Origin of the sequence: Rhodococcus sp. 21391 (genome assembly GCF_016772255.1) — a bacterium.
GTDB classification, from domain to species: Bacteria; Actinomycetota; Actinomycetes; order Mycobacteriales; family Mycobacteriaceae; genus Rhodococcus_F; species Rhodococcus_F opacus.
The window spans coordinates 1186662-1211916 of sequence record NZ_CP063782.1 but is presented as its reverse complement, the minus strand read 5'-3'; the positions used below and the strand labels follow the sequence as shown (position 1 = coordinate 1211916).

Genomic DNA, 25255 nt, shown 5'->3' with positions numbered 1-25255 from the left:
CGAGATGAACGCCTCCAGCACCCGGTGCTGCGAGACCTGCCAGAGCCCGCAGCTCTCCCGGAACCTGTGGTGGGTCGGCAAGCTGATGACCGAGCGGGACCTCACCGACGAGCAGCGCTATCTGCTGGGAAAGCTCACCCGCCACAACCAGTACCTCCACGGCTCCGGGATCGTCTGCGGGCTCGACGTGGGCGAGCACCCCAATCCGGCCTGCCGCCCCGACTATGTGGTGGTCGCGCTCGGCGCCGCCGTCGACTGCTGCGGCAACGAGGTCCTGCTGACCCACGAGGAGGTCGTGCCGCTGCGCCAGCTCGTGCTCGACCAGTGGACCGCCGACCACGGCGACGACCCCATGACCGGCCCGCATCGGGTGCAGCTGTGTCTGTCCTACCGGGAATGCCTCGCGGAGGAGGTCGAGACGATCCTCGACGCCTGCGGCTGTGGTGACGCGATCTGCGACCACGACTCCTGCCGGCCCAGCCGGGTCCTGGACTCCTACCGCTTCGGCGTGGTCATCGACGCACCGTTGCCTGCGCCTGTCATGCCGGCGACCTTGGAATGGACCTCCAGCCTCGCCGTGGCCGGAACCCTCGGGTTCGCGCTGGACGCCGCCGGCGACAAGGCCTACGTTCTGACCGAGGGATCCCTGCTCGCCTTCACGGCGAGCACTGGCGCGGTGCTGTCGGTGCTGCCCCTGCCCGCCGACGGCCTCGACGTAGCGGTCTCACGCACCGGTGGCCGGGTGTACGTCGCGGTGGCCGACGCCGACGCCGTCCTCGTGCTCGACTCCGCCGACCTGAGCACGGTGGTCTCCCTCGCCCTGCCCGCGGCTCCGTCGGGTGCGGTGAGGCTGGCTGCCCGGCCCGGTGGCGGGCTGGTGGCGCTCGACGTCGACGACGCGACGGTCCACGCCTGGTCGGCCGACGCCGACACGGGCGCGGGGTCGTCGACCTCGCTGGAGGGCAGCGTCTCGACCGGGGCTGATCCCACGTCTGTCGCCGCGTTCGCCGACGACGCGGGCTGGGCGGTCGGCTGTGGGGACGGCACGGTGATGCTCGTCGACCCTACGGATGCCGCGAGCGGCCAGTCAGTGACGCTGACGGGGTCGCTGCTGGTGGCAGCGGTGCCGGCGACGGGCGAGCAGCGACTCCTGGTCGCCGACGCGTCGGCGAAGGTGGCCCGGCTCTACACGGCTGACCTCGCGGCCGGCACCCTGACGCAGGTCGGGGGCGACGGCGGCCTGGTCGACGAGCCTGTCGCCCTGGCCGTGGCCGGGAGCGGCGCGTGGGCGGCCGTCGCGGGCACCCGCGACACCGACGACGCCGGGACCGTGCGGGTGCTCGACCTCGTGACACTCGGCGCCGGCGACACCACGGCCGGTGACGCCGAGCTCGTTGGCGACGGCCCCTTCGGACTCATCATCGACCCGGTGCGGTCGCGCGTCCTGGTGGGCTCGGCGGGCGGTGCGGACGCACCCGTGGGCTCGGGCATCGCGTTGCTCGACCTGTCCGTCAGCGACTGCGGCGCCTCGCTCGGCGAGCGGGACTGTCCCGACTGCGGCACCGCCGACTGTCTGGTGCTCACGACGGTGGAGTCGTGGGAGCCCGGCGACCCCTTCACCGGCGACACCCTCACCGGTTCGGGTCGGGTGCTGCTGCCCAGCGTCAGCCAGCTGGCCGTGGCGGTCGAGTGCCTGCTGAAGCGCCCGGCCGCGACCGGGGAGCCGGGCCCCGTCGGGCCGGCTGGCCCGAGGGGACCCGAAGGGCCGCCGGGCGAGAAGGGCGAGCCTGGCGAGAAGGGCGAGCCTGGCGAGAAGGGCGAGCCTGGCGAGAAGGGCGAGAAGGGCGAGAAGGGCGAGAAGGGCGAGAAGGGCGAGTTCCTGCTGGTCGAGTTGCCCCGCATCCACGCGCTCTCATGGGAGCACAAGGGCACGGTGCGGAGGGACGCGCAGTATCGGCTGCAGGAGCTCGGCCTGATCGTCGGCTTCACCGAGCCGATCGACCCCTCGACGCTCGACTTCATGTCGGTCGCGGTCTACGTCCGCACCCGTGCCGACACGGCCACCGAGCAGGGCTGGCACTGGGTCGCGCTGGACCGGCAGCCCGAGCCTGTGCGCGTCGACGCGGGCTGCGGTGACCTGATCACCGACTTCGGCTCCGACCCGGCGCCCGACGACGTGACCGGTGTGAGAATCCGGCTCGGTGGCGAGGTGGCGAGGGGTGTCTACTGGGTCGTGCTCGACGGTGATGCGATCCTCTCCGCCCGGGTCGGCAAGAGGCTCGACGGCAGTGAGGGGCAGCTCGCGCTGGACGGCAACCACCTGGGTCCGGGCCTGGCGAGGCGCTGTCCCACCGGCGACCACATCGAAGGTGGTCGCTTCGAGAGTTGGTTCGTTCTGGGAAGTGAGGATCCGTGAGCATCTTCGATATCGCCCGCCCCACATCGCGGGTGTCCCCAGACCACGGGCACGGCAGCGGTTGCGGCTGCTCGTCGTGCGCGGGACTGCACACGTTCGTGCGGCCCCGGTTCTTCGCGGGTCAGCTGCTCACCGACACCGAGCTGACCGCGCTGACGACGTACATGATCGACAAGGACCGGCTGCACAACCGGTTCCTCCACGGGACCGGAGTGGTCTGCGGCCTCCAGGTCGAGTGTGACGACTGCGGGCCCGGCGTAGTGGTCCGCCCCGGGTACGCCATCGACCCGCAGGGCGCCGACATCGTGCTGCCCGGCGGCGTGACGGTCGACGTCGTCGACCTCGTCAACGCGTGCACACGGCAGCAGCGGGCCGCGGACTGCGATCCGCCCCGCATCCCCGAGGCCAAGGGGTGCGAGGAGGATGAGCAGTCCTGGTGCCTGTGGGTCCGTTACGTCGAGAAGCAGGGGCGCGTCGTGGTGCCGCTCGGCGGGTCGGCGGCCGGCTCGTGCGGCTGCGACCGCTCGTCGGGCGGGTGCTCATGCTCCGCTGGCTGCGGCTCCGGCAGCTCGGCGAAGGGCGGCTGCGGCGGAGCCGGAGCGCCCTCGGTCTCGCAAACCAGTCGCACGAGCGGGTGCGGGTGTGGCGGGTCTTCGGGCACGTCGGGCCGCAGCTCCTGCTCGTGCAACGAGGCAGGGCGGCCCGCGCGGCGGGCGCCCGCCGACTGCGAGCCGAGCCGGGTCAGCGAGCTCTACGAGTTCGGCGTCGCCGGTCGCGACGGTGGCTGCTGCGACGAGGAGCTCGCCGACCGAATGGCGGGCACGTTCCCGCTGAAGGTCGTCGAGTGCATTAAGTGCATGCGGCCGCTGCTCAGCCGGGGGCTGACCAAAAACATGCAGACCAGCGCGCTCGCCCTCGCCTTCGGCTCCCGGGTCAGCGCGAGCCACGACACCGACCGGACAGCGATCTGCACGCTCTACCAGAACGTCGTCGAGCTCTACCGAAGGGATCCACTGCACACCGAGTGCGCGCTGCCGCAGGCGCTCTTCGAGATCGACTGCTCGCCGTACGACCGGGAGAAGGAGACGCTGGAGGAATACCGCCAGCGATTGTTCGGTGCGCTGGAGGCGCTGATCATCCTGGTACTGGTCTATCTTCGCGACTGCATCTGCTTCAGCCTGCTCCCGCCCTGCCCGCCCGACACCTGCGACGACCGCGTGATGCTGGCCTGCGTCACGGTCAAGGACGGCCGGGTGACGCGGATCTGCAACCTGTCATGCCGCCGGTACGCCGGGTCGTTCGTCACCCATGAGTACTGGATGCCGATCGGGCCGGTGCTCAGCTGGCTCGCCGCGCTCGTCTGCTGCTTCCCGATCCCGACGCGCCGCTTCGTCGTGCCCGAGGACGGCGACAAGCCCAAGGCATACAAGCGGTCCTACAACAGCAGCCTCCTCGGATCGCTAAACTCAGGAGTTTTCGACTCGGTGCTCAGCTCGCTCAGGGCTGACAACTTCGCCCTGGCCGGTCTCTGGAAGGCCCGCGCCGCCGCCGCCGTACGACGTCTGCAGCCGTGGGCCGGCCTGATGCGGGCGGAGGAGCGGCTGGCCGGGGAGAAGGACACCACCCTGCTGGCGCCGCTGCTGCACACCGACGTGGCCAAGGCGCGGGCGTCCCTGAAGCGCAAGGGCATCAAGGTCGAGGTCGTCGAGGTGCAGGACCGCGCCGAAGCGCTCGGGAGGGACCTGGTGCCACGCGCCGCGAAGGGTGACACCGCCACCCTCTTCACTCTCGGGGGCACGATCGTTGGGGTGAGCGGCGCCCGGGCTACGGTCGGCATGCCGGGAGGCGGGTCGTGACCACTCTTCCCACCACCGCGCTGGACGTCACCCGCACCCGCTACTCGGAGAACCAATACCTCACGACCAGCGACTTCCAGGTCGAGCAGGACTACCACCGCCGCACCCAGGCGCGTCACGAGCTCGGCGGGCACACCTGGGGCATCGTCGTCGGACTCGACCTGGTCGAGACGCCCGACACAGGGGATCCGACCCTCGTCGACGTCCACCTCACGCCGGGGATGGCCGTCGACGGCTACGGGCGCCAGATCGTGGTGATGGCGCGCACACCGGTGGACGCCGCGCTCTTCGACGCCTTCGTCGACGACGCCCACCGCAGCGTCTGGATCGAGTTCGACGAGACTCCGTCGAGACCCGCGGAGGACGGCTGGGCTGACTGTCTGGACGGACAGCCGACGCGCACCGTCGAGAACTTCCGGCTCGTCGTCGACCCCGTCGATGAGACGACCGACGTGATCGTGGAGGGCGCGGTCACCGCGCCCCGCCCGGCCCCGTCCGGGACGACCGCGATCCCGGCCGACACATCGGTGCCCTACCAGGAGGTGCCGATCGAGCCGCGGCGCAGTCGCTGGCTGGTGCGACTGGGAGACGTCCGGTGGGACGGCACGGTGCGCCGGCTGCGCCAGGCCGCGGCAGGGCGGCTCGAGCAGGGCCGCCGCTATGCGGGTTCGATAGCGGCCGTGGTGCTCTCGCCCGACGACACCCTGCGGGTGGCCCGGCGCATGCCGGCGGCGGATCCGGACGCTGCCGAGTTCGCCCGGGTCGAGGGCCGGCTGCGGATCCAGGGCCGGGTCAACGCCGAGCGCGAGCTGTGGATGGAAGGGCATGCGCTGCGGTTCACCAAGGCTGCCGGCGCCGACGACGGGGTGCCGATGACCCTGGTGCGCGACAGCGTCGGCGGCGGGCACCGGCTGCGGCTGCAGCTGGGGACGGCCGTCGAGGCGACCACCCGGCTGTCCATCAGCGCCGGCGACGCGAGCACGACGTCGGTCGAGGTGCGCGCCGACGGCCGGGTTCGGCTTCCCGTCGGTCCGCTGGAGATCGGTCCGGCGGCGCTGCAGGAGGTCGAGCTCACGTCGGCGGCGTACGGGCTCGGGACTCAGCGGCCCGCCTCGGGCACGGCGTCCGGGACGCTCTACTTCCGCAGCCCGCAGCGCTTCGCGTGGTTCACCGGCGGCAAGCACGACCCCGCTGAGCTGGCGCCGGGCGCGGGCGGCGCGCGGCGCCTGGTGCTCGACGAGGAGGGCTCGCTCGACTTCGGGTCGGTCACGCACCAGATGCTCAAGCTCTGGGGCAGCACCAGCGGGGCCTACGGCATCGGCGTCCAGCCCTACACGCTGTACTTCCGTACCCACCACGACATGGCGTGGTTCCAGGGCGGCACGCACGTCGACGTGCGGGGAGGCCCCGGCGGCAGCGGCCGGTTGATGATGAAGCTCGACGAGGACAACACCTTCCACGTCTACGGTGCGGCCACCACCGCCTCGAATCTCACGGTCGGGTCCGGGGGCAACGGCGTGCTGGTCGCGAGGCACGTCAATGGCAAGCAGGTCGGCAGCGACGGCGCTGATCATCTCTACCTCAACTACGGCACCGGCAGGAACGTTGTCGTCGGCGTCTCGGGGACGCCCTCGGCGGTCGAGGTCTTCGGCCCCCTCCAGGTGCGGCAGGGCGGGCTCGTATCCGTGCAGTCGGTCGTCAAGGTCGTCACCCGGGACGCGACGGTGCGCAACGGCTCGTCGGGTGCGGTCGGAGCCCCGGGCAGCTGGAACGTCTCGTGGGCGGGGGAGTTCGACGAGGTCTACACCGCGTTCGTGGTGATGCGCGGCTTCAGCCTCGGCTTCGACCTCTTCCTGAGCAGCCCCTTCCACGCCGAGAGCACCGGGGCCATCCCGCAGCACGTCTGGGCACAGCTGGGCGGTTTCAACCCGAACGGCGCCTTCGGCACCGCCTTTTGCTCGGAGTCACACGCGCAGTACGAGCAGGACAACCACACGGCCATCACCGTGGTCGCCATCGGGAGGAAGTTCACATGACGTCAATCGACGAGCGGCTCGCCGAGCTGCGCGCGGAGCTGGACGCCGGGGAGCAGGCGCTGGCCGAGCTCGATCAGCGCCGCGAGCAGCTCATAACCAGCATGCTGCGGATCTCCGGCGCGGTGCAGATCCTGGAGGAGCTCACCGGGCAACCGGCGGACGTCGAGCGGGACCTGGTCGGCGCCGTCCAGCAGGACTGAGCGATGGCCGTCGCATCGGTCGGTCGCGTCGACGTGCAGGCTCTCGTGCCCCGCGGCCTGGACGGGCCGGCGGTCGAGCGGGTGCGCGCCGCGGTCGGCCGCCCGCTGGCCGAGGCCGTCCCCGACGCGTTCGCCCTGCTCGAGGAGATCGACCCCGGCGCGTGCTGGCTGCTGCGCTCGGTGCACCTGGACGTGCGGGTTCCCGCGTCGGAACCGGACCCCGCTCGCCACGCGGCGGCCATCGCCCGGGCGATGGCCGCCGCCGTCGAGCGGGTCGTCCACGACGGGCCGTCGGCCGATGCCGTGCGCTTCGCCGGCCGACCGGCGTACGTCGCGGCGTATGTTGGCGCCGTGCTCGACGGGCACACGGCGAGCTGGGTCTTCGACGGGTTCCGCGCGCTGGATGGGTTGCGGGCGAGCGACGCACTGGTCGCGGCCGCGCGGTCCACCGGCGCCGGGCTGCTCGACGTGGTCGCGGCGCTGGTGGCGGCCGGGCGCTGGGGTCGCCTCCTGGATCGAGCCACCCCCTCCGAGGCTGTGCGGCTCTCCGCCGCCGTCGGTCGGCTGCACGCGACCTCTGCCAACGCGGCTGCTCTCGCCGAGGCTTGGGCTCGGCGCTCTGCCTGGTCGCCCGTTGGCGGCTCGGTGACCCCGACACACGCGGTCGAGCGCCGACTCCGGCTGCTGGGGGAGGTTGTCTCCGCAGGCATGGATCCCTGCCAGGCGGTGGCCGCGGTCTGGGCGGTCGAGCCGGCGGCGTCCGCCAAGGCCCTCGAGGAGATTCGGACGTTCGAAGGCGCGGCCGAGCCCGGCCCAGCGGCAGACACCGCGGTCGGTGACTCGCAAGCACTCGACGAGCACGCCCCCGCGGCGGAAGTTGAGATGATCTCGATGGGCGACCGGCTGTCTGCCGTCGGCTCCGTCGCTTTCCTGCTCGCGCCGGACCTCGACGACCTGTTCCCGGAGGACGGCCCCGGCGACGCCCTCGCCGGCGCCACCCGCGCCGCCGGCGACGCGCGTGCGCTGCTGCTCGCAGCGGTGCTCGGGCGGGAGACCACCGCCGACGACCCCGCCGTCCGGCTGGCAGCCGGGGCCGAGCCGCGCCGGCGCGAGCAGGACACCGACGACGTGTGTGCCCTCCTCGACCCCCTGACGCGGTGGCTCGACGAGCTCGGCGCCGACGAGATCCTCGGCTGGCGGCATTCCGGTGACGACGAGTGGTTCGCGCCGCTCGCCGCGGTCGACGCCCGCCTCGCACTCGTGGGCCGGGCGCTCCTGCGCAGGTTCGCCGCGCACCTTCCCGGCTTCGGGCGGTCGGGGGCGGCGTACCTGGCCGAGCGATTGCTGCCCCTCGGCGGCTCGGTCCGGCTCGACGAAGACGCCGTGGTCGTCGAGCTGCCCCGCCCGCAGCTGCACGTGCTGCTGGCCCTCGCCTGCCTGGACGCCTTCACGTATCGGTGCCGATGGATGGCCGTCCCCGTGGTCGTCGTCCACGAGGCCGACTGATGACCGCCCCGTCCGGATGTGTCGACTGGGTCGCCTCGGTCCTCCTCGCGGCGTGGGAGCGGCAGGAGTTCGAGGGCCGCTACCGCGGCGCTGACGAATTCCGGGCTCTCGCCATTGACCCCGACGACGCGCTGGCGAGCTGGCGAGCGGCGACCCTGCCCGCGACGCCCTGGCGGCCCGAGCTCGGCACCTGGTTCGATGAGTGGAGCGCCGACTGGCCCGCCGCGGACCGGCTCGGGCTCACCCGGGCAGATCGCCTGGTCGCCGCGCTGGCCGTGGCCGTGGAGCTGGAGCCGCGGCTGCGGCCGCTTGTGGCCGCGCTCGGCGACGACCCCACTCACCGGCTGCCGAGCGTCGGGCTCGCGGCCGAGCTCGCCGGGTGTGTGGGGCTGCAGCCCGGCGACGTTCGAGCGGTCTGCGCCTCCGACGGGCGTCTGACCTGGTACGACGTGGTGCGGGTCCTGCCGGTGAGTGGACGCGCCTCGTCGCTAGATGACCGGATCGTGGCCTCGGCCTGGCTGGTCGGGGCCGGCGACACCACCGCGAAGGACCTGCCGGTGCAGTGGGTGCGTCCGCGGGCCGGCGGGCGGCTGCGGGCCGCGAGCCGGCGATCCCCGGGCGTGCCGTCGGCGGTCTTTGGAGCCGACCACCGCCAGAACGCCGAGACCGTGGCGGCGGGGCACGGTGCCGAGCTGGCGGCGCTGGCCGGCGTCCCGGCCGACCCGGTCTCGGTCGGGCGGCTCGCGCGGAGTGCGGTCCTGGCAGGGGCGCCGGTGGTGCTGCGCTGTGACCAGGTCCCCGAGCGCTGGGTGCTCGACGCGGCGGAGCGGGCCGCGGCCTTCGGCGCTACCGTCGCTCTCAGCAACAACCGGCGCGCGCGCTGGGTCCCGCCGCCGGGCTGGCGCGACGTCGTGGTGGAGCCCCTGGACTGCGGTGCGCGGACGGTGCGCTGGGGCACCGCCCTGACCAAGGTCGGACTTGAGGCGTCGCCGGAGGTGCTTGAGGCGGTCGGCGTCGAGTTCATACTCGGGGCGGGCGCCATCGACGACGCCGCGACCCGGGCGCGGGTCGCGGCGCGACGACGCAAGGTCGACCGGGCCGCGCTGCGCCGGGCCGCTCGTCGCACGGTGTGGCGCGACCTGACCTCGGTGGCCCGGCCCGGGCTGTCGGGCGTGGTCTGGGCGGACCTGGTGGTGTCGCCAGCGACCCAGCGCCAGCTGAGTGAGATCGCTGGCGCGCTCGGCAACCGGGCCAGGGTGCTGGACGGGTGGGGCTTCGGCGGTCGTCCGGGTGGTCGCGGCTATCACTTGCTGTTCGCCGGCCCGCCGGGCACCGGCAAGACGCTGGGCGCGGCCGTGATCGCCGGAGCGGCCGACCTCGAGCTGTGGGTCGTCGACCTGGCCAGGGTCGTCGACAAGTACCTCGGCGAGACCGAGAAGGCACTGGACCGGGTGCTCGAGGCTGGACAGGCGAGCGGGGCGATGCTGCTCTTCGACGAGGCCGATGCGCTGTTCGGTCGGCGCGGCGACGTGCGCGAGGCCCGCGACCGCTGGGCCAACGTCGAGGTGGCCTACCTTTTGCAGCGCATCGAAGAGCACGACGGTGTCACCGTGCTGACGACCAACCTCAGCCACAACCTGGACGAGGCCTTCTCGCGGCGGATGAGCCGACGGGTCGACTTCGCGGTGCCGGACGCGGGCCTGCGTCGCCGGCTGTGGCGGATGTCGGTGCCGGGCTCGGCGCCGGTCGCCGACGACGGTGCCCTACACACCGTGGCCGACCGGTTCGAGCTGGCTGGCGGGGCGATCCGGACGGCGGCCCTGAACGCGGCGTACGCTGCCGCGGCCGAGGGCGGGCAGATCACGCTGGGTCACCTGGTGCGGGCGTCGGTGCAGGAGCTCGCCAAGGCCGGCCGGGCGCCCACCCGCGACGAGCTGGCGGACCTCGCCCCGCTGGTGACACCCGTGTGGGGGACGGCGTGACCGGTCCGACCCCCGTAGTCGCTCCGGTCCGGTTGCGGGGTCGGCGCGAGTCGTCCCGCGACCCCGAGACCTCGGAGTCGAGCCCGGTTCCGGGCCTGACCAACGCTGCCGCGCGCCGCGCCAAGGCGGCGGCCGAGGCGCCGGAAGCGTTCGACTTCGGCGGATTCGCCTACGAGCGGACCGCGCAGGACGAGGCCGAGGTGGCTCATGCCGGCGCCCCGCCGGCGCCTCGGCAAGAGGTCGCGGCCGCGGTACCAGGCGAAGAGCTGGTGGAGTCGGCCGGTGCTGCCGCCGGCCCGGAGGTGCCCGAACGTCTCGGCGCGGACGCCGCCGCGCGCCGCGCCAAGGCGGCGGCCGAGGCGCCGGAAGCGTTCGACTTCGGCGGATTCGCCTACGAGCGGACCGCGCAGGACGAGGCCGAGGTGGCTCATGCCGGCGCCCCGCCGGCGCCTCGGCAAGAGGTCGCGGCCGCGGAGGCCCCGACTGCAGGCGCGCCGGACGCCGCCGCGGCTACGGGGGCGGCGGTGACGGCCCCGACGCCGGGATCGGTGACGACACCCGAGGAGTTGGTCTCGGGGCTCCGGGCCGCAGCCGAGGCGCTGCCGTACGGCGCTCCCGAGCCCGCCCCGCTGTCCGCGGTGTTCGAGCCGCGGCTGAGTGCGGCAACGGCCCGCGCGATGCGGGCCCGATCGATCGGCGGGGGCGGGCGGATCCCCCCGCCCCGGCCGATCGACCCGATCGAGATCGACCCGGTACCCAAGGCGACCGAGGCGATCACTGTGGCCCTGAACAAGCGGCTGCCCGAGGTACCGATGCCCGCGATCAAGCCGATGCCCGACGACTCCGTGCCGGTGCTCGGGCCGGTCGAGGGAGTTGGTAAGGAGGAGCTCCAGGTCGAAGTGCCGGTCACCCAGCCGGACGCCGGCAGGGCCGACACAGGGAAGGTGAACGCGACTGAGGCAGCGCGCGCGAAGGCGGCCACGGCGAAGGCGGCGGTGAAGACTCCCGTGCCCGAGCCGGAGGCCGCGCCGGTCGTCCCACCCGTCATCCTCGACGTACGGCGCGACCCGCCGCCGCCCCTGCTGCAGGCGCACTCCGCCCTCGAGGGCAAGCAGGTGGCGCGAGTGCGGGCGATCGTGCTCTCCTCGGTGCCCGAGAAGGCCGACAGTGTCACCCAGGCCTACGGCGAGATGGCCTTCCCGCCCAAGGGGATGCGCATATACTGCGCCGACATCACCGAGGCGATGCGCGGCGAGATCAAGAAGGAGCTCGGCGCCGAGATGGAGGTGCTGTTCGCGGCCGCCAACGTCGCCCAGGATGACCTCACCGCGGCCGTCGAGGAGCGCGACCGCGAGCTCAAGGCCCACCAGAAGCACGTCGCGGCCGAGGCAGAGCTGGTGCTGCAGAAGACGGCGGCCACGCTCGATGCGAAGGCGCAGAAGGAGATCGCCCGGATCGAGGCCGCCAAGCGTCGCGAAGAGGCCGAGAAGGTGCAGCGGCTGCGGCTGGCCCTGCACAGTCGCAAGCCCGAGCTGGTCGAGGAGCTGGTCGAGAAGCGCTTTGGCTACATCCGCGACGACATCGGCAAGGGCGTGGTGGCGATCGAGGCGGCCCGGGACCGCCGGGTCGAGCTGCTGAAGATCTACCAGGCGGCCTACCTCAAGGCCTATCGCAAGGCCGACGACGCGTTCCAGGAGAGGAAGCCGATCGGTCAGCGCCGACCCGCCAACCTCGGCTCCAAGCTCTGGTACGACGTGGCGGTCGACGAACTGGCCGTCGCGATGAAACAGCGCAACGAGCAAGTCGCGTTCGACGCGAAGGGTCTAGTCGACGAGCTGCAGAAGGCAGGCCTGGCAGCGCGGACGGCGCTTCGCGAGTGGGCCGACAGGCGGCTGCGCCGCGACGTGTCCGCGGACGAAACGCAGCGGCGCGCGGCCGCCGATGCCAGCACCCAGGAGGGCGAGATCGTCGCGGCGCGCACGCAGGCCGAGCAGGACGGCGTGCGCAACCGTCTGCTGGGCGACATCCGCTTCGCCTCGGCGGCGTACCTCCGGGTCAAGGACGAGGACAACAAGGTGTGCGCCGACCGGGCCGCCCAGCTCGACGCACGGCAGATGGCGGTCGCGCGGGTGTTCCTCGCCGCGGGCGACAAGGACGACCCCATGTCGGCCGTCGCGGCAATGCTGGTCGGCCGCTATCAGCAGAAGCACGAGAAGGAGCGGGTCGCCTCCCTGCGCGAGCAGGTGCTCAAGATCGTGCCGACGACGAAGGCCGTCGCCTCCGACCTGGCCGAACTCTACTTCCCCGACGGCTCGGGCGCGCTCTCGAAGCGCGTCCTCAAGCTCCGGGCTGCCTTCGAGGTCTGGCACGGCACCGCGGAAAGCGACGTCATCTCCGCGCTGACCGGTGTCGACGGGCCGGCCATGAAGCTGCTCAACCAGACCTACCAGCTGACGTACAACGAGTCGCTGCAGTGGCGCATCGGCGCCAAGATGTCCGGCTCCGACTACGACCAGGCGGCCGGGCTGGCGGGCAACGACGGTGGTCCGCGCGCGGCCGAGGCTCGCAAGCAGCACGCACGCGGGGTCATCGCCGACTCCGACGGCATCTTCTCCAACGACCCCAACCGGGCGCTCGACGCGATCCGCAACCTGCCGCCCGGCGAGGCGGACGACGTTGTCAAGGACAAGGACGTCCGCGAGCACCTGACGACGGTGCTCGGCGGGCGGCGCTGGCTGGACAAGAAGGGATCCGTCGCCGACGACCGGGGCGAGCGGGAGCTGCAGATCCTCCTGGACATCAACCGGGTCCAGCGCAAGCCGGGCGAGCCGGCGCCCCCGCAGGTGCGCGACCTGCAGGCGCGGATCGACGCGATCGAGTTCGACCGCTGGATCCGGCGGGGCACGGATGGTGACGCCCCGGGTCTCGACCAGATCTTCGCGAGGATCCGCGCCCAAGTCCTGGCCGACCCGGCCACCTCGGCCTGGTCGGCGGAGGAGGTCGACAACGAGGTGCGCCGCCGGACCGCCGCCATGGAGAACGCCTACGAGAAGGAGTTCGGCGCCGAGCTGCCCGGTGGCGGTGAGAGCGCGTTACACACCGCGATGGCCCGCAACCTCTGGGGAACCCGCCGCGAGCTGGCCATCGACCTGCTCACCGTCAACCGCGCGGGGGAGCGGGCGACGAGGCTGCAGCGCACGACCGAGGGCCTCTACACCTCCGACTCGGAGATGAACGCCGAGCTCGAGCGCACCTACAACGACGCGCTGGCGGAGGTGCGTCGCGCCGACTCCTGTCGCGAGCAGGTCGAGAAGCGTGCCCAGGAGCTGATGCAGAAGGACGGCATCACCGCGGGTGGCCGGCGCCCGGCGCCGACGGAGATCGAGGCCTATCGCCGCGAGGCGACCGAGGAGATCGCCCGCGAGCTGGCGGCCGAGTGGATGAAGGACGTGTCGAAAACCTTCGGCGACCGCTACGCGTGGCGTTGGGGCGGCAAAGCCGAGGACGCGCTGCGCTACATGGTGAAGGACACGACCCAGTTCAGCGGCGAGAGAGAGGCCTTGGCCCGGCTCGCCAACGGCGGTGGGTTGACGGCGGCGCAAGCGGTGCAGTACGGGGTGGCCGGCCGGGGCATCGAGCGCGACCCGATCGTCGGGGCGCTCTCGGGCCGGACCAAGCAGCAACTGGCCCGGATCAGCGCGGACTACAAGACGAACACCGGCGGCGAGGACATGGTGAGCCGGCTCCAGTCCGAGACCGGCGACTGGAGCTGGAAGGACAAGGACACCAGCCTCGAGCGCGACGGCTTCGACATCCGGGAGGCCTTGCGCGGCGTCCCGACCACGGCGGAGGAGGAGCACGCCGCGATAACCCGGCGCTTCGAGTACGAGCGCGACGTCTACTTCAAGAACAACCCCGCCGAGCGGAAGCAGGCCGTCGGCCCGGAGCTGGCCATCCTGCAGGAGGCCTACGACCGGGCGAACCAGAAGTACGCTGCCTACCAGAGCGCCGTCGGGAGCGGCGACCAGGCGGCAATCCGCCGGGCGGAGGCCGCGGTGGGGGACGCTCGGGCCGCCACCAACATCGTCGCCGACCACTACCGAGAAGCGGTCGACGCCTACGTCGACCGGACGGCCCAGATCGCGGCTGTCGCCGCAGCCGTCACCGTCGCGGTGCTGATCACGGTCGCGACCGGCGGCACGGCTGGACCGGTCATCATCGGCCTCGCCGCCTCGCTGGCCGGCACCGCGGCCACCATCGCCAACAAGCAGAGCATCTTAGGCGCGGCCTACAGCCGGCACGCGCTGACCAACGACCTGATCGTCGGCGTCGTCGACGCGGTGGTGACGGTCTTGACGGCGCGGCTGGGCAACATCCTGCTGAAGCTGCCGAAGCCGACGGGCGCGACCGAGGCGGCCCTCGCCGCGTCGGTGAAGGCGATCGAAAAGCAGCAGATGGCCAAGCCCCTTCTCCACCGGGCCGCCGCCTTCGCCGCGGAGCAGATGGCCCAATCGGTCCCGTCGGCGGTGACCGGCGCGATGCTGGAGCGGAGCACCTGGCGCGGCGATCCGCTCAAGAACGTCGCGACCTCGGCAGGCATGGCCGCCGCGATCGGGATCGGCGTGGGCGCCGCGGTGCACGGGGTGTCGGCGTACGGCCCCAAGGTGCTCGGCGCCGCCGTCGACCACCTCCGGATGCTCCGGTCGGGCTCGGGGGCCGAGATCGCGGCGGACCGTGTGCTCCTGCGCTCGACCGCCGAGTCGCTCACGTCCGGAGAGATCGCCGGTGACGCACTGGCCCACCGCGGGTCGCCAATGGAGCGGCTAGCCGCGCGGCGGGAGTACCTCAAGCAATTCCCCGGCAAGACCGTGGCTGACTTCGACAAGGCGCTCGCCGAGGGCACCGCCGAGGCGGTGGCGAGTGCCGAGGCGGTCCGCGAAGCACGGCGGGAGATGACCAAGCACTTCCTGGACGGCATCCCGGCCGCGGAGCGGGGCAAGTACGCCAGCACTCCAATCATCGTGATGCCCGACGCCGAGTTCACCGCCCGGACCGGAAGTGCCGAGAAGGGGCACGCGGTCACCCTCGTCGTCGACGGGGAGCCGATCGTCGTCATCCGCGAGGGCGCGCCGCTGTCGGCGTTGCGCGAGGAGGGCCTCCACGCGCGCCAGATCAAGGACGCGGTCAACGCCGAACGGGTCGCGCTGCTCGACGAGCGCAGGCTCGCCGAGTGGGCCTCGACCTCCCTGGAGGACCGGGTCAAGGCGTGGCACGCCAAGCTCGACCTCGAGCTAGAGGCTCAGGCCAAGCTCATGAAGGACCTCGACGACGAGCTGGCCAAGCCCGACCTCAGCCCCCAGCGGGCGGCCGAGCTCGCCGAGCGCTTCGACGACGCCCAGAGCGCCTTCGAGGTGCTGTCGCAGCGGCGGTCGACGCTGCTCGACCTCGACGGGGGCGGGCTCGAGCGCATCAGGTCGGGCTCGCTCGAGCCCCCCGACTTCCTCGCGGAGGAGCCGCGGCTGTTCGCCAAGAAGGGCAAGGGCAGAGCCGAGCCGAAGCTCCTGGCCTGGATGGACGCCGACCCGGTGGAGACCAAGCTCCCCGACGGCAACATGCGGGTCGACGACGTCCCCTTCAAGGAGGGGTCGCGCTGGTCGCGGTGGGTGAGCATCTACGACTCCTCCGGGCAGCTCGTCGACAAGGTCCTCGAGCGGATGGTCTCGACGAACACCTGGCAGAAGTCGGGGCAGGTCGGTCGCTGGGGTGGCGGCGTCGCCGAGATCGCGATGAAGATCGACAACGCGCGGCGGGTCACCGACTACGCCACCGGGGGCGGGGTCAAGCGGATGAAGATCGACAACGCGCGGCGGGTCACCGACTACGCCACCGGGGGCGGGGTCAAGCGGGTGCAGCTCGACGCCCAGACCGCCGGCGGGCAGGGATTCGACGACGTGATGCCCGAGTTCCGCAAGAAGGGCAAGGGCGTCGAGGCCGTCATCGTCGTCGGCGAGGGCAAGAGCTACACCAGCAGCGCGGTCAACGACTTCAGCGCCATCGACACCAACTTCGAGAAGAACCTGCAGCGCTTCCGCGAGAAGCTGGTCGAGCTGTCCAAGGACGGCAAGTGGGTCGCTGCAGGGATGACCGAGCAGGAGGTAAAGGCCGCGATCGACGCGGTCGACGCCAACCGCGTGCGGGTCGAGGTGCGCACCAGCGAGGCCACGCGGATCGCGGCCGGCAAGCTTGACGAGATCGAGAAGCGGCTGCAGAAGAAGTTCGGCAAGCAGGTGACCGTAAAGCCCGGCGACCCCATCCCGGCCCGCGACATCGCCGAGGCCGAGTCGTGGTTCATGACGATGGAGCGCTACCGCCTCGAGCGGCGCAAGGGCGGCGACATCGCCGACGGCGAGCTCTTCCGCTCGCTCGCCCAGCGACCCAACGGGATCAGCCCCGCGTCGATCGAGGTGGCCGAGGCGGTGATCTTCGCGCGGAAGGCGAAGCTGCTCGATGCCGGGAACGTCCGGTGGGAGCCGGGCGGGCGCTTCATGCTCGACGCGAAGGGGCAGCCCTTGCACGTGGAGGTCCTCCCACAGCAGACCACCTTCGACCCCGACGCCACCGCCCGCCAGGTGCTGGCGACGGCCCAGCGGAGCGTGCCGGTCAAGGGCTCTGGCGCCACCGTCCCGATGCGCGTGCTGCTCGACCTCGGGTCCCTGACCCCACAGCAGCAGATCGACCTGCAAGAGGCGCTGGCCCGGCTGGCCACGAAGTCCAGCGCCGACCGCGCCGCCTACCAGCGGGTGGTGCAGATGGGTGTGCCCGAGAAGGCGAAAGTGGACCCGAAGTGAGACCCACCGTGCAGGAGATTGGGACGTGGCTGATCCGACCGGAGGTGCCGTACGCCGCGGTACACAACGCCGCCGTCGGCGCCGGCTGGGCGGGGGGGCCGGTGACCCTGACCCCGCCGCTGATCCGCGACGAGCCGGAGCTGGCGCGCTTCCGCCGCGACGACGAGCGGGCGACGTATGAGATGAACCCGGTGGCGATGCTGCGGGTGTGGCGGGCGCGGGCCGCGCCACCTGTCGGGCTGCCGCTAATCCACGCGGCTGAGGTGTTGGCAATGCTGGACCAGACTGCATCCACAGATCCATCCGAGGGCCTGCTGCGCGCCGTGCTGGCCGCAGGAGAATTGCGAGTGGTCAAGGCCGTGCCACGGCTGCACGTCATTAGGCACCGCCGTCTCCCGCCAGTCGTGACCGACGCGGTGGACGCGTCGCTGAGCCGCATCACCCGCCAGCGGAGGGGATCCGAGCGGCGTCTGTGACGGGCGCGTGACGGGCCGACGCCATAGTCGGGTCATCTAGTTCAGGAGGGAACCCAATGACGCCGGGTTGATCGGAGCGCTGGCAGCACGCGCGTCACCGGAAGCGCCACTGGTCGAGCTACCGCGCACCGGAACCGCCCGAGGAGTTCGATCCGTACGGTCGGAGATTGCTGGGTCATCGCCATGGGGCCCCTTCGCCCACCGGGTCACGCCCGCCGCACGGCCACGACCCGGTGGGATCGACCGAGCTCCTCGCTCCCGCGTAGCCGGGTGCCAAAATCGAGGTCGGGTCCATGCGCTCTCGTTGAGCTCAAGATCCGTGTCATAGGTCCTGCGGCGAAGCGCGGCTCGCGACCATGGTCAGCCGATCGGTCAACGTTCACTCCGTCCGTCGTTCGCCTCGACGACGCGGCTGCGAGCTTCGGTGAGCCTGGATCAGCAGGCTGGTCTCGTCCTTCACTGGGCGGCCGACGGCGGCGCACTTCGCTCAGATCCGGATCAGGTGGGTGTTGATCGTGCCCAGGCTGATTCCAACAGCCGAAGGATTTCCGGCTCGCGCGGCGACAGTGACGGCTGCCGCGGCGGTTCCACTGCAGAGTCGGGCAGTGAGCCGGGAGTGGCAGTCATAGCAATCTCACCTTCTCGAACCGCATTAGTTGCCGCAGCCGGGACGACGCCAATGTCTGTTTTGTCCGTTGTTTACCGCGGTAAACAAACCGTACCTGAAGCCGGTTTCTGCCCTCCGAGGCGAAATGTCGGAGGGACGATCTACTGTGACTCTCGCGACGAGCAACAGGTCGCCACTCACTGCCCAGACCGGCGATCCGTCACCCGTCCTGATCTGCGGGGTTCCGTGGATTGGTGTGTGGCGGCCTGTATCTCTCGAGTCGGTGCCCCAGGTGGGCCCTGTAGCCTTTCCTGGTGCCCGCTCCCCCCTGCGACCTCCCCGCCGAGCATCCTCCGGTGCTGCCGCCACTGACCACGCTGGACCCGTCGACGGACCCGCATGTTGTTACCGTGCCGGCGCGGACCGGAACGAACATCGAACTGCGGGCCGCAATCCTCTCCTCAGCCTCAGCCTCAGCCTCAGCCTCAGCCTCAGCCTCAGCCTGGACGCGCTCGAGTTCCGCGCGGGCCTCACGTTCACGGTTCGCCGCGGCCTCCACGGCGGCAGCGGCCTCGGCCTGAATCCGCGCCAGTTCCGCGTACGCGTCCTCCGCGGCGGCGTCGGCCTCCGCCCGGGCCTGCTATTTCACGCGCCCGGGACACGGCGTCCCGGCGGCGACGTTCCTCCTCGCCCCGCAACCGTTCCGCTTCGGCTACTTTCGCGAGCGCCTCGGCTCTGCCGCAGATCGATCGCGCCGGGAAAAAGTTTATGGACTCCCCGGTCTCTTCTCATCGCGCTCTTGGTCTATTTGAATAGAGAGCGTGACGACGTCGGAGTCGAGCGGGTCGGGCAGTTCTGGTGGCATTGATCGATCGACGACGGTCTCATCCACGTTGCAGTTGAATGCCCTCGCCGCCGTGCCTACCGGGCACCCCGGCCCGGTGTTGTGGGGAGCGTGGGCTCAAGTCCACGGCCGGCCGGTGCTAGCCACCGGCGGTGGCGGCGATCATACGGTGCGCCTGTGGGATCTGAGCGCTGGACGTCCGTTCCGTGACCCGTTGGAAGGGCATACAGGCCAGGTGTTGTGGGGAGCGTGGGCTCAAGTCCACGGCCGGCCGGTGCTAGCCACCGGCGGTGGCGGCGACCATACGGTGCGCCTGTGGGATCTGAGCGCTGGACGTCCGTTCCGTGACCCGTTGGACAGACATACAGGCCAAGTGTTGTGGGGAGCGTGGAGGCGCGTCGGCGACCGACACATGCTGGCCACCGGGTGTGACCACGGCGGGGTGTTCGTGTGGGATCCGAGCGCCGGTGCCGAGGTCGGCGGCTCGCTGAGCGCGCACACCGGCTCGGTGTTGTGGGGGGCGTGGGCTCAAGTTAACGGCCGGCCGATGCTGGCCACCGGCAGCGACGACGCCGCGGTGCGCCTGTGGGATCTGAGCACCCGACATACGTTCTACCCATTGCAAGGGCACCCAGCCCCGGTGTTGTGGGGGGCGTGGGCTCAAGTTGACGGTCGGCCGGTGCTGGCCACCGGCAGCGAGGGCACGGTGCGCCTATGGGATCCGACCACCAGAGCTCAGACCGGTAACCCGACGAGACAGACCGGCAAGCTGTTGTGGGGGGCGTGGGCTCAAGTTGACGGTCGGCCGGTGCTGGCCACCGGCAGCGACGACGGCTCTGTGCGCTTATGGGATCCGAGCACCGGAACCGAGGTCGGTGACTCGATGATCGTGCACCCCGGCCCGGTGTTGTGGGGAGCGTGGGCGCGCGTCGACGGCCGGCCGGTGCTGGCCACCGGCAGCGACAAAGACGGCGAGGTGCGCCTGTGGGATTCGAGCACGAGCACCGAAACTTTGCTCAGGGCATCCGCAACAAGTCAAGTGTTGTGGGGGGCGTGGGCGCGCGTCGACGACCGGCCGGTGCTGGCCACCGGCAGCGACAACGCCGACGCGGTGGATCTGTGGGAGGTATACGAAGAGCAGTCCCACGGAAGGCCGTCCTACCGATCCGACGAGGTCAGCGATCAGGACCGACTTGACCGCATTAAGGAGGCGACCGCGCTAGCCGAGCTGATTACCTCGAGGTCCGCCAAGCCGCCGCTCGCGGTGGGCTTGTTCGGGGACTGGGGCGAAGGCAAAAGCCACTTCCTCGGTTTACTCGAGGACAGGGTAAAGGTCAGCGCAAAGGGTGGAGACGCGTTCGCTCACCACAATGTTCGGCAGGTGCGGTTCAACGCGTGGCACTACGCCGAGACCGACCTCTGGGCCAGCCTCGTCGCCGAGATCTTCAGCCAACTCGCCAAACCCCAAGTAGGCGAGGACATCGACACGGTAGAACGCCAGCACTCCAGGCTTGAAGCCGACTTGATCGCCAAGCGCAAACTCCCAGAACAAATAGCCGCCGAAGGTGCTAGAGGGAAGCGATTGGAGCAGGCTCTTGCCCGTGTCGAGAAATCTGAGATACACCAGGCTCTCGAAGATCTAGATCCCGAACTCACTGATGAGGTATACGAGGCAGTTACCACCCACCTTGCATGGTTCCGCATGAAGGGGATACAAATCGGCATGTTACAGCGGGTTCTGCCGTGGTGGTTCTGGGTACCGGCTGTGGCTGTGGTGGTGGGCGTGGCCGGCGGCTTCTGGCTAGCGCTGCCTCTATTCCGGAGTCTCGCGAGCGGCATCGGGCTCGTTGGATTCGTGACTGGCATCGTAGCCGTCCACCGGGCGATCGATAAGGTTGCAGTTTCGATCAAAAAAGCCCGGAAGGCAGTGGGAGACTCCACCAATAAGAAGGTACGTCAACTAAAGGAGATGATCGCCCACAGCCACGCAAGACGCGCCGCTCTCTTGCGCCAGCAACAGGACCTGACTGCTGCCGGACAGCTAGCAGGTTTGGTCACAGACAGGGTCGCCGAAGGCGGCTACCGTCACACGCTGGGCTTGATGACCCAGATTCGGGAAGATTTCGAGCGAATGGCGGACCTACTCACACGGGCCCACCTCGAATCGACTGATCAAGAAACCGATCAAGAAAAAGACGCCCGTGACGTTGCAGACGCTGCTGGCGACAACTTACCTCGTATTGACCGGATCGTGCTCTACGTCGACGACCTTGACAGGTGCCCGCCGGAGCGTGTGGTGGGACTGTTCGAGGCGGTTCACCTGCTCCTCGCGGTCCGATTGTTCGTCGTCGTGGTCGCCGTTGATCCTCGCTGGCTACTCCGCTCTATTGCCGTGCACTATCAGGATTTGCTGACCCTCCCGGATCCTTCGCAAGCCATGGCAGAAATCCTCGAGGAGGGCGGTCCAGAGGTCGACCCGGATGACGAAGGGCATTGGGCGTCCACCCCCGCTCAATACCTAGAGAAGATCTTTCAGGTGGTATTCACTCTGCCCCCGCTGTCGACATCTGGCTATACCAGCATGCTGGATGACCTCCTCGGCCCTGGTGCCGTTCAATCCAGTATCACTTCTGCAGTCCAGGGCCTTCACCGAGAGGGCCGTCCGATCCCTCCAAATTTTGTGGAGGCGCTGAATAACGCAGACGTCGACGACGTCATCGTCGACGACGGTGACAGCGCGGTCGATCTTCCTGCCGCACGAATTGTCGAGCGTATCGACCCGCTGGCGTTCACCGATGACGAGCTCACGCTGATCCGTTTGCTTGGTCCGCCGCTGATTACTACTCCCCGCTCGGTTAAGCGCTTGGCCAATAGCTATGGACTGCTCTCGGCGATCAGCCGACTCCAAAGCGGCGCAGTCCCTGAGGCCGCTTCGCAGACTGACGCGGATCTTGCTCGAAGGCCTGCAATGGTCTTTGCTCGCCGCGCTGATTGGGTTCCCCGGTCTTGGTCCCGCACTGTTGACTCATCTTCACCACAAGGCAGCAAATGTCCCCACATCGACCTGGCACGCATTTCTGGGCGAGCTCATGCCGAAATGCAGCGGGCACAGATGGTGGAATGCCGCTGATGCCCGTCAATCCCCCCTTGAGGCCCAGTCGTGGCAAGCCCTTGCCTCTGCCCTTGTCAAGGTCACTGAGAACGCAAACGATGCCGGCCTGGAGCTTCCCGAATCGATTTCAGGCTGGGCTGAATGGGTTGCACCCGTGGGACGGTTGTCTTTCCCCGCTGGTCGCGTCGTAACCGGGCTCGACCGGCATCCATTACTCCTCCGAGGGACAACTGCGGGGTGAGCGTGAAATACCGGAACAACTCCTCGCGACTGATCTCCGGGAGCTCTCGCAGACACGCCAACTCCTCGTCCGCGAACAACCGCGTAGCCACGAACCCGACCCCTCCGGAACGCCGACCAACCTCCTCGGCGCCCAAAACCAAGCACCAAACATGCCCCGTAGCGAGAACCAAAGAATCGCCCTCCACCAGCGGTTACGGAATATCCGCTGCCAAGGACGCAATGCTCCTGACACGGGCCGTCAAGGGAAGGCTTTTGGCTATGCGAGAGGCGGGCAAGCTCAACATCGAAGCATGAGCAAAGCTCGCCGCCCGTTGGCCCCGTTGCAACATAAAGGTGTGCTGTCCTGCCATTCCGTCGGAGATGCTGCGCAAATGTTTTACAGCAGTCACCCCGCACAGATCATGAGTGACACGGACCAGCCTCCTGGACGACCAGGATCCGGATTGGCGATGTCCCACTTACCGTCCCGCCCGCGGAAATGGTCAACGAACTACCTCTACTGGACAAGGGCAGGTCAGCAGCTTCCGGTAATGGCGCCGCTTTCGGAACGTGCCGATCATCGTTCATCTATCGGATCGTCTGGATTTCGGAGGTCGGGATAGTGACTCAGAGCTTGCCTTCGTTCCTCGGTTCCGGCCGGGTAGAACCTGGTTATCAGTTGATCGAAATGCATTCCGGCGTCCGAGAGGACGTGCACGAGTTGGTCGCCGAGGATGGTGTGGTCCCCGGTACCTCGGAGACCAATGAAGATCTCCCACAGTCGAGTTCCCGGCGGAGGTGGTGTCGGTCGATGCTTGGCGTGAAACGCTGCGGTGCGCTCGGAGGCCAGCACGGGATTGAGGATCTGCCAGCGGCCGAGGGCTGCGAGGGTGTCGGCAAGGACTGGTGCAGTGCGGCGACGTACTGGGAGGCGGTGGCTTCGTCCGCATAGATCTTTGACACGTTTTCGACAAGATCCCCGTCGTGAAACGGCGCCGGCGGATCCGGCCCGAGATCCCAGACGCTGCCGAAGTAGACCGGGCGGCCACCGACCTCGGGATAGTCGGTGACCGTGGATTCGACCAGACAGAGCATCGGGTGCGCGTAGAGAGCGGCTACACACGCTTGGACCGCGAAGATGTCGAGAACTATGCCGGCGGTGCGCCGGTCCATTCCTGCGAGAGTGTCGTATCCGGCGATGGCGAGGACAGTCCCAGAGCCACAGGTGGCCAGCACCGGGAAGGACATCGCCGGTCTGCACCGAGAGCTCCTCGAACTGCTGTCCAGGATCGACCCGAGCATCGCAAGCTGGGTGCGGGCACGCAGCGCCGTGCCCGCACTGCTGGGTAGCCGACCTTTCTGACGCGCTGAGCCAGCTTGCGCCCCGGAGGGTTGCAAGGGGTTACACGAGTGCCTGCATGAGTTTCGTCAAGTGGTCTGGCCCCGTTGATCGGCATGAATTGCGGCCCCACTGGTGGGGTCAGGCGCGTTTTCGGATGTCGGCGACGATCTCCCGCAGTTCGGCGATCGGGAAACCCTCCTCGATGACGAACGCCGCCGACAACCACCGCGGCGCTGCTCCCGGCGCTCCGCGCCGGAAGACGGAGCGAGTCGCTTCGCTCCCCGCCAGGGAGCCGCTGCGCGGCTCGCAGTGGGCGGATTCCCGTTGCCGTCGATCGAGTCGCTTCGCTCCTCTGAGTTTCCGAGATTAGGTTCCTTAACTGTGTTTTTACTCGTACCGTTCGATCCGGTCCCCCACACCCCAACGATGCTGGGGTGGCGGGAAGGTGCGCCCGACCCGCCTCCCACTCGCCTTCTGCACCGCTCCATGTCATACTCACAGCATACCACCCCACCCCTACACAACCCAAAACAGTAGAAAATCTCGAAACACCCACACTTGTTACTCAGCAACAGCTTCCAAAGCTTACAACCTGACATTCGTGCACAACACACGTAAAACCTTACTCATCAACTGATTACCTAAACATGTTGTCAATCAACACCTTTCAAAAACGGCTCCAAAACGGACGAAACAGACACCCGCGCGCCCGCCGACACCCCGGCGCCGGCACTCACCCGACACGTCGCCGAAACCCCACATCACAAACCGGGGACATGCCATCACACCCGGTCACAGCACCATCACACCCGGCAAAACCGACCCGTCACCCCCTAGCCTGGAAAGCATGGGAGAGCAGACATCGGCACAGAAACTCGACCCCGCATGGGTGGACGAGTTCGCCGAGCGCTGGGGCAACGCCTGGAACGCCCACGACCCCGCCCAGGTCCTCGAGCTACTCACCGACGACATCGTCTACGACGACTCCGCCTGGCCCAAGACCATGCGCGGCAAAGCCGACGTACGCGAATTCCTCGACCACGGCTGGCGCGCGTTCCCCGACCTGACCTTCGAGCTGATCGCCGGCCCACATATCGCCGGTGACGGCCCCCGCGCCGCCTACTGGTGGAAGGCAACCGCCACCCACCAGGGCCCCATCGACCCACCCGGCATCCCCGCCACCGGCAAACAGCTCGAATTCGACGGCGTCGACATCCACGAATACCGCGACGGCAAAATCGCCAAACTGCGGATCATCGTCAACATGAACGACATCGCCATACAGCTGGGCATGGTCCCCGGACCCGGAAGCACCGCCGAAAAGATCATGGTCGGCATGCAAAAACTCAGATCCCGCTTCACCCGCTCCTGAGCCGCGGCACATCCCCTCAGTCCGGGACGTGTCATCTTTCCAGGTCAGAGGGCTCGCCCAGGCGGCGGTTCTTGCCGTCCATCCAGGCGATCACATCGAACACGCGGAGCGCCGAGATCTCCTCGGGGAGGCCGGCCTCCTCCCGAATCGACACCAGTCGGTGGTGCAATGCCCCGTCGTCGGCGCGCAGCGCCTCCGCCTCCGTGTCCAGGATCGCCCGCGCCGCCCTCGGTGGGACCTGCACCGGCAGGAACACCCGCCGCCACCAGATCATCCGCGGTGAACCGGTCCCCAGCTACGTGCCGACAACCAATAGATACCCGCCCTCCGGGCCCGCGGCCAGCGCGGTGGGATAGCTTCGCTTCTTCGCGACCATGAGGGCCATCGTTGCAGAGGTGTCCGACAACTTGCGCTTTCGCTGCCCTCCGACCCGACA

The 25255-nt window shown here is 69.5% G+C and carries 12 protein-coding genes; 11 read left to right on the top strand and 1 reads right to left on the bottom strand.

From position 1 onward, the window contains the following. Positions 1–4: 4 nt before the first annotated feature. The 11 genes from GO592_RS40440 (at position 5) to GO592_RS40390 (ending at position 24819) form a co-directional block, all read left to right on the top strand. A complete protein-coding gene (locus GO592_RS40440; protein WP_007300280.1) occupies positions 5–2416 on the top strand; it encodes a YncE family protein in 2412 nt (803 codons plus the stop codon). Beyond that, on the top strand, positions 2413–4272 hold the full coding sequence (locus GO592_RS40435) for a hypothetical protein (protein WP_007300279.1): 1860 nt from the start codon (positions 2413–2415) through the stop codon (positions 4270–4272). The genes GO592_RS40440 and GO592_RS40435 overlap by 4 nt, the downstream gene beginning before the upstream one ends. Next, the gene (locus tag GO592_RS40430) at positions 4269–6308 is read left to right on the top strand and encodes a hypothetical protein (protein WP_007300278.1); all 2040 of its coding nucleotides are present in this window, start codon (positions 4269–4271) and stop codon (positions 6306–6308) included. The genes GO592_RS40435 and GO592_RS40430 overlap by 4 nt, the downstream gene beginning before the upstream one ends. Beyond that, positions 6305–6508: a hypothetical protein gene (locus GO592_RS40425; protein WP_007300277.1), complete on the top strand. Its 204-nt coding sequence runs from the start codon at positions 6305–6307 to the stop codon at positions 6506–6508. The genes GO592_RS40430 and GO592_RS40425 overlap by 4 nt, the downstream gene beginning before the upstream one ends. Positions 6509–6511: 3 nt before the next feature. Next, entirely contained in the window at positions 6512–8014 is a 1503-nt protein-coding gene (locus GO592_RS40420) for a hypothetical protein (RefSeq protein ID WP_007300276.1), read from the top strand. Continuing rightward, positions 7972–9996, top strand: a complete 2025-nt coding sequence (locus GO592_RS40415; RefSeq protein WP_157234336.1) for an AAA family ATPase — start codon at positions 7972–7974, stop codon at positions 9994–9996. Before GO592_RS40420 ends, GO592_RS40415 begins: the two co-directional genes overlap by 43 nt. Then, positions 9993–16844: a hypothetical protein gene (locus tag GO592_RS40410; RefSeq protein WP_202715248.1), complete on the top strand. Its 6852-nt coding sequence runs from the start codon at positions 9993–9995 to the stop codon at positions 16842–16844. Before GO592_RS40415 ends, GO592_RS40410 begins: the two co-directional genes overlap by 4 nt. A gap of 8 nt (positions 16845–16852) precedes the next feature. Next, on the top strand, positions 16853–17320 hold the full coding sequence (locus GO592_RS40405) for a hypothetical protein (RefSeq protein ID WP_039951512.1): 468 nt from the start codon (positions 16853–16855) through the stop codon (positions 17318–17320). Between the two features lie 1863 nt (positions 17321–19183). Continuing rightward, positions 19184–21901: a P-loop NTPase fold protein gene (locus tag GO592_RS40400; RefSeq protein ID WP_007297904.1), complete on the top strand. Its 2718-nt coding sequence runs from the start codon at positions 19184–19186 to the stop codon at positions 21899–21901. A 1429-nt stretch (positions 21902–23330) separates the two neighbouring features. Then, positions 23331–23468, top strand: a complete 138-nt coding sequence (locus GO592_RS40395) for a hypothetical protein (protein WP_157234257.1) — start codon at positions 23331–23333, stop codon at positions 23466–23468. A gap of 826 nt (positions 23469–24294) precedes the next feature. Continuing rightward, a complete protein-coding gene (locus tag GO592_RS40390; RefSeq protein WP_202715246.1) occupies positions 24295–24819 on the top strand; it encodes an ester cyclase in 525 nt (174 codons plus the stop codon). Positions 24820–24850: 31 nt separating this feature from the next. Here the strand turns inward: GO592_RS40390 and GO592_RS40385 are convergent, their stop codons facing one another. Next, positions 24851–25093 (bottom strand): DUF6308 family protein, encoded by a 243-nt coding sequence (locus GO592_RS40385; protein ID WP_202715292.1) that lies wholly within the window; start codon positions 25091–25093, stop codon positions 24851–24853. Positions 25094–25255: the final 162 nt, after the last annotated feature.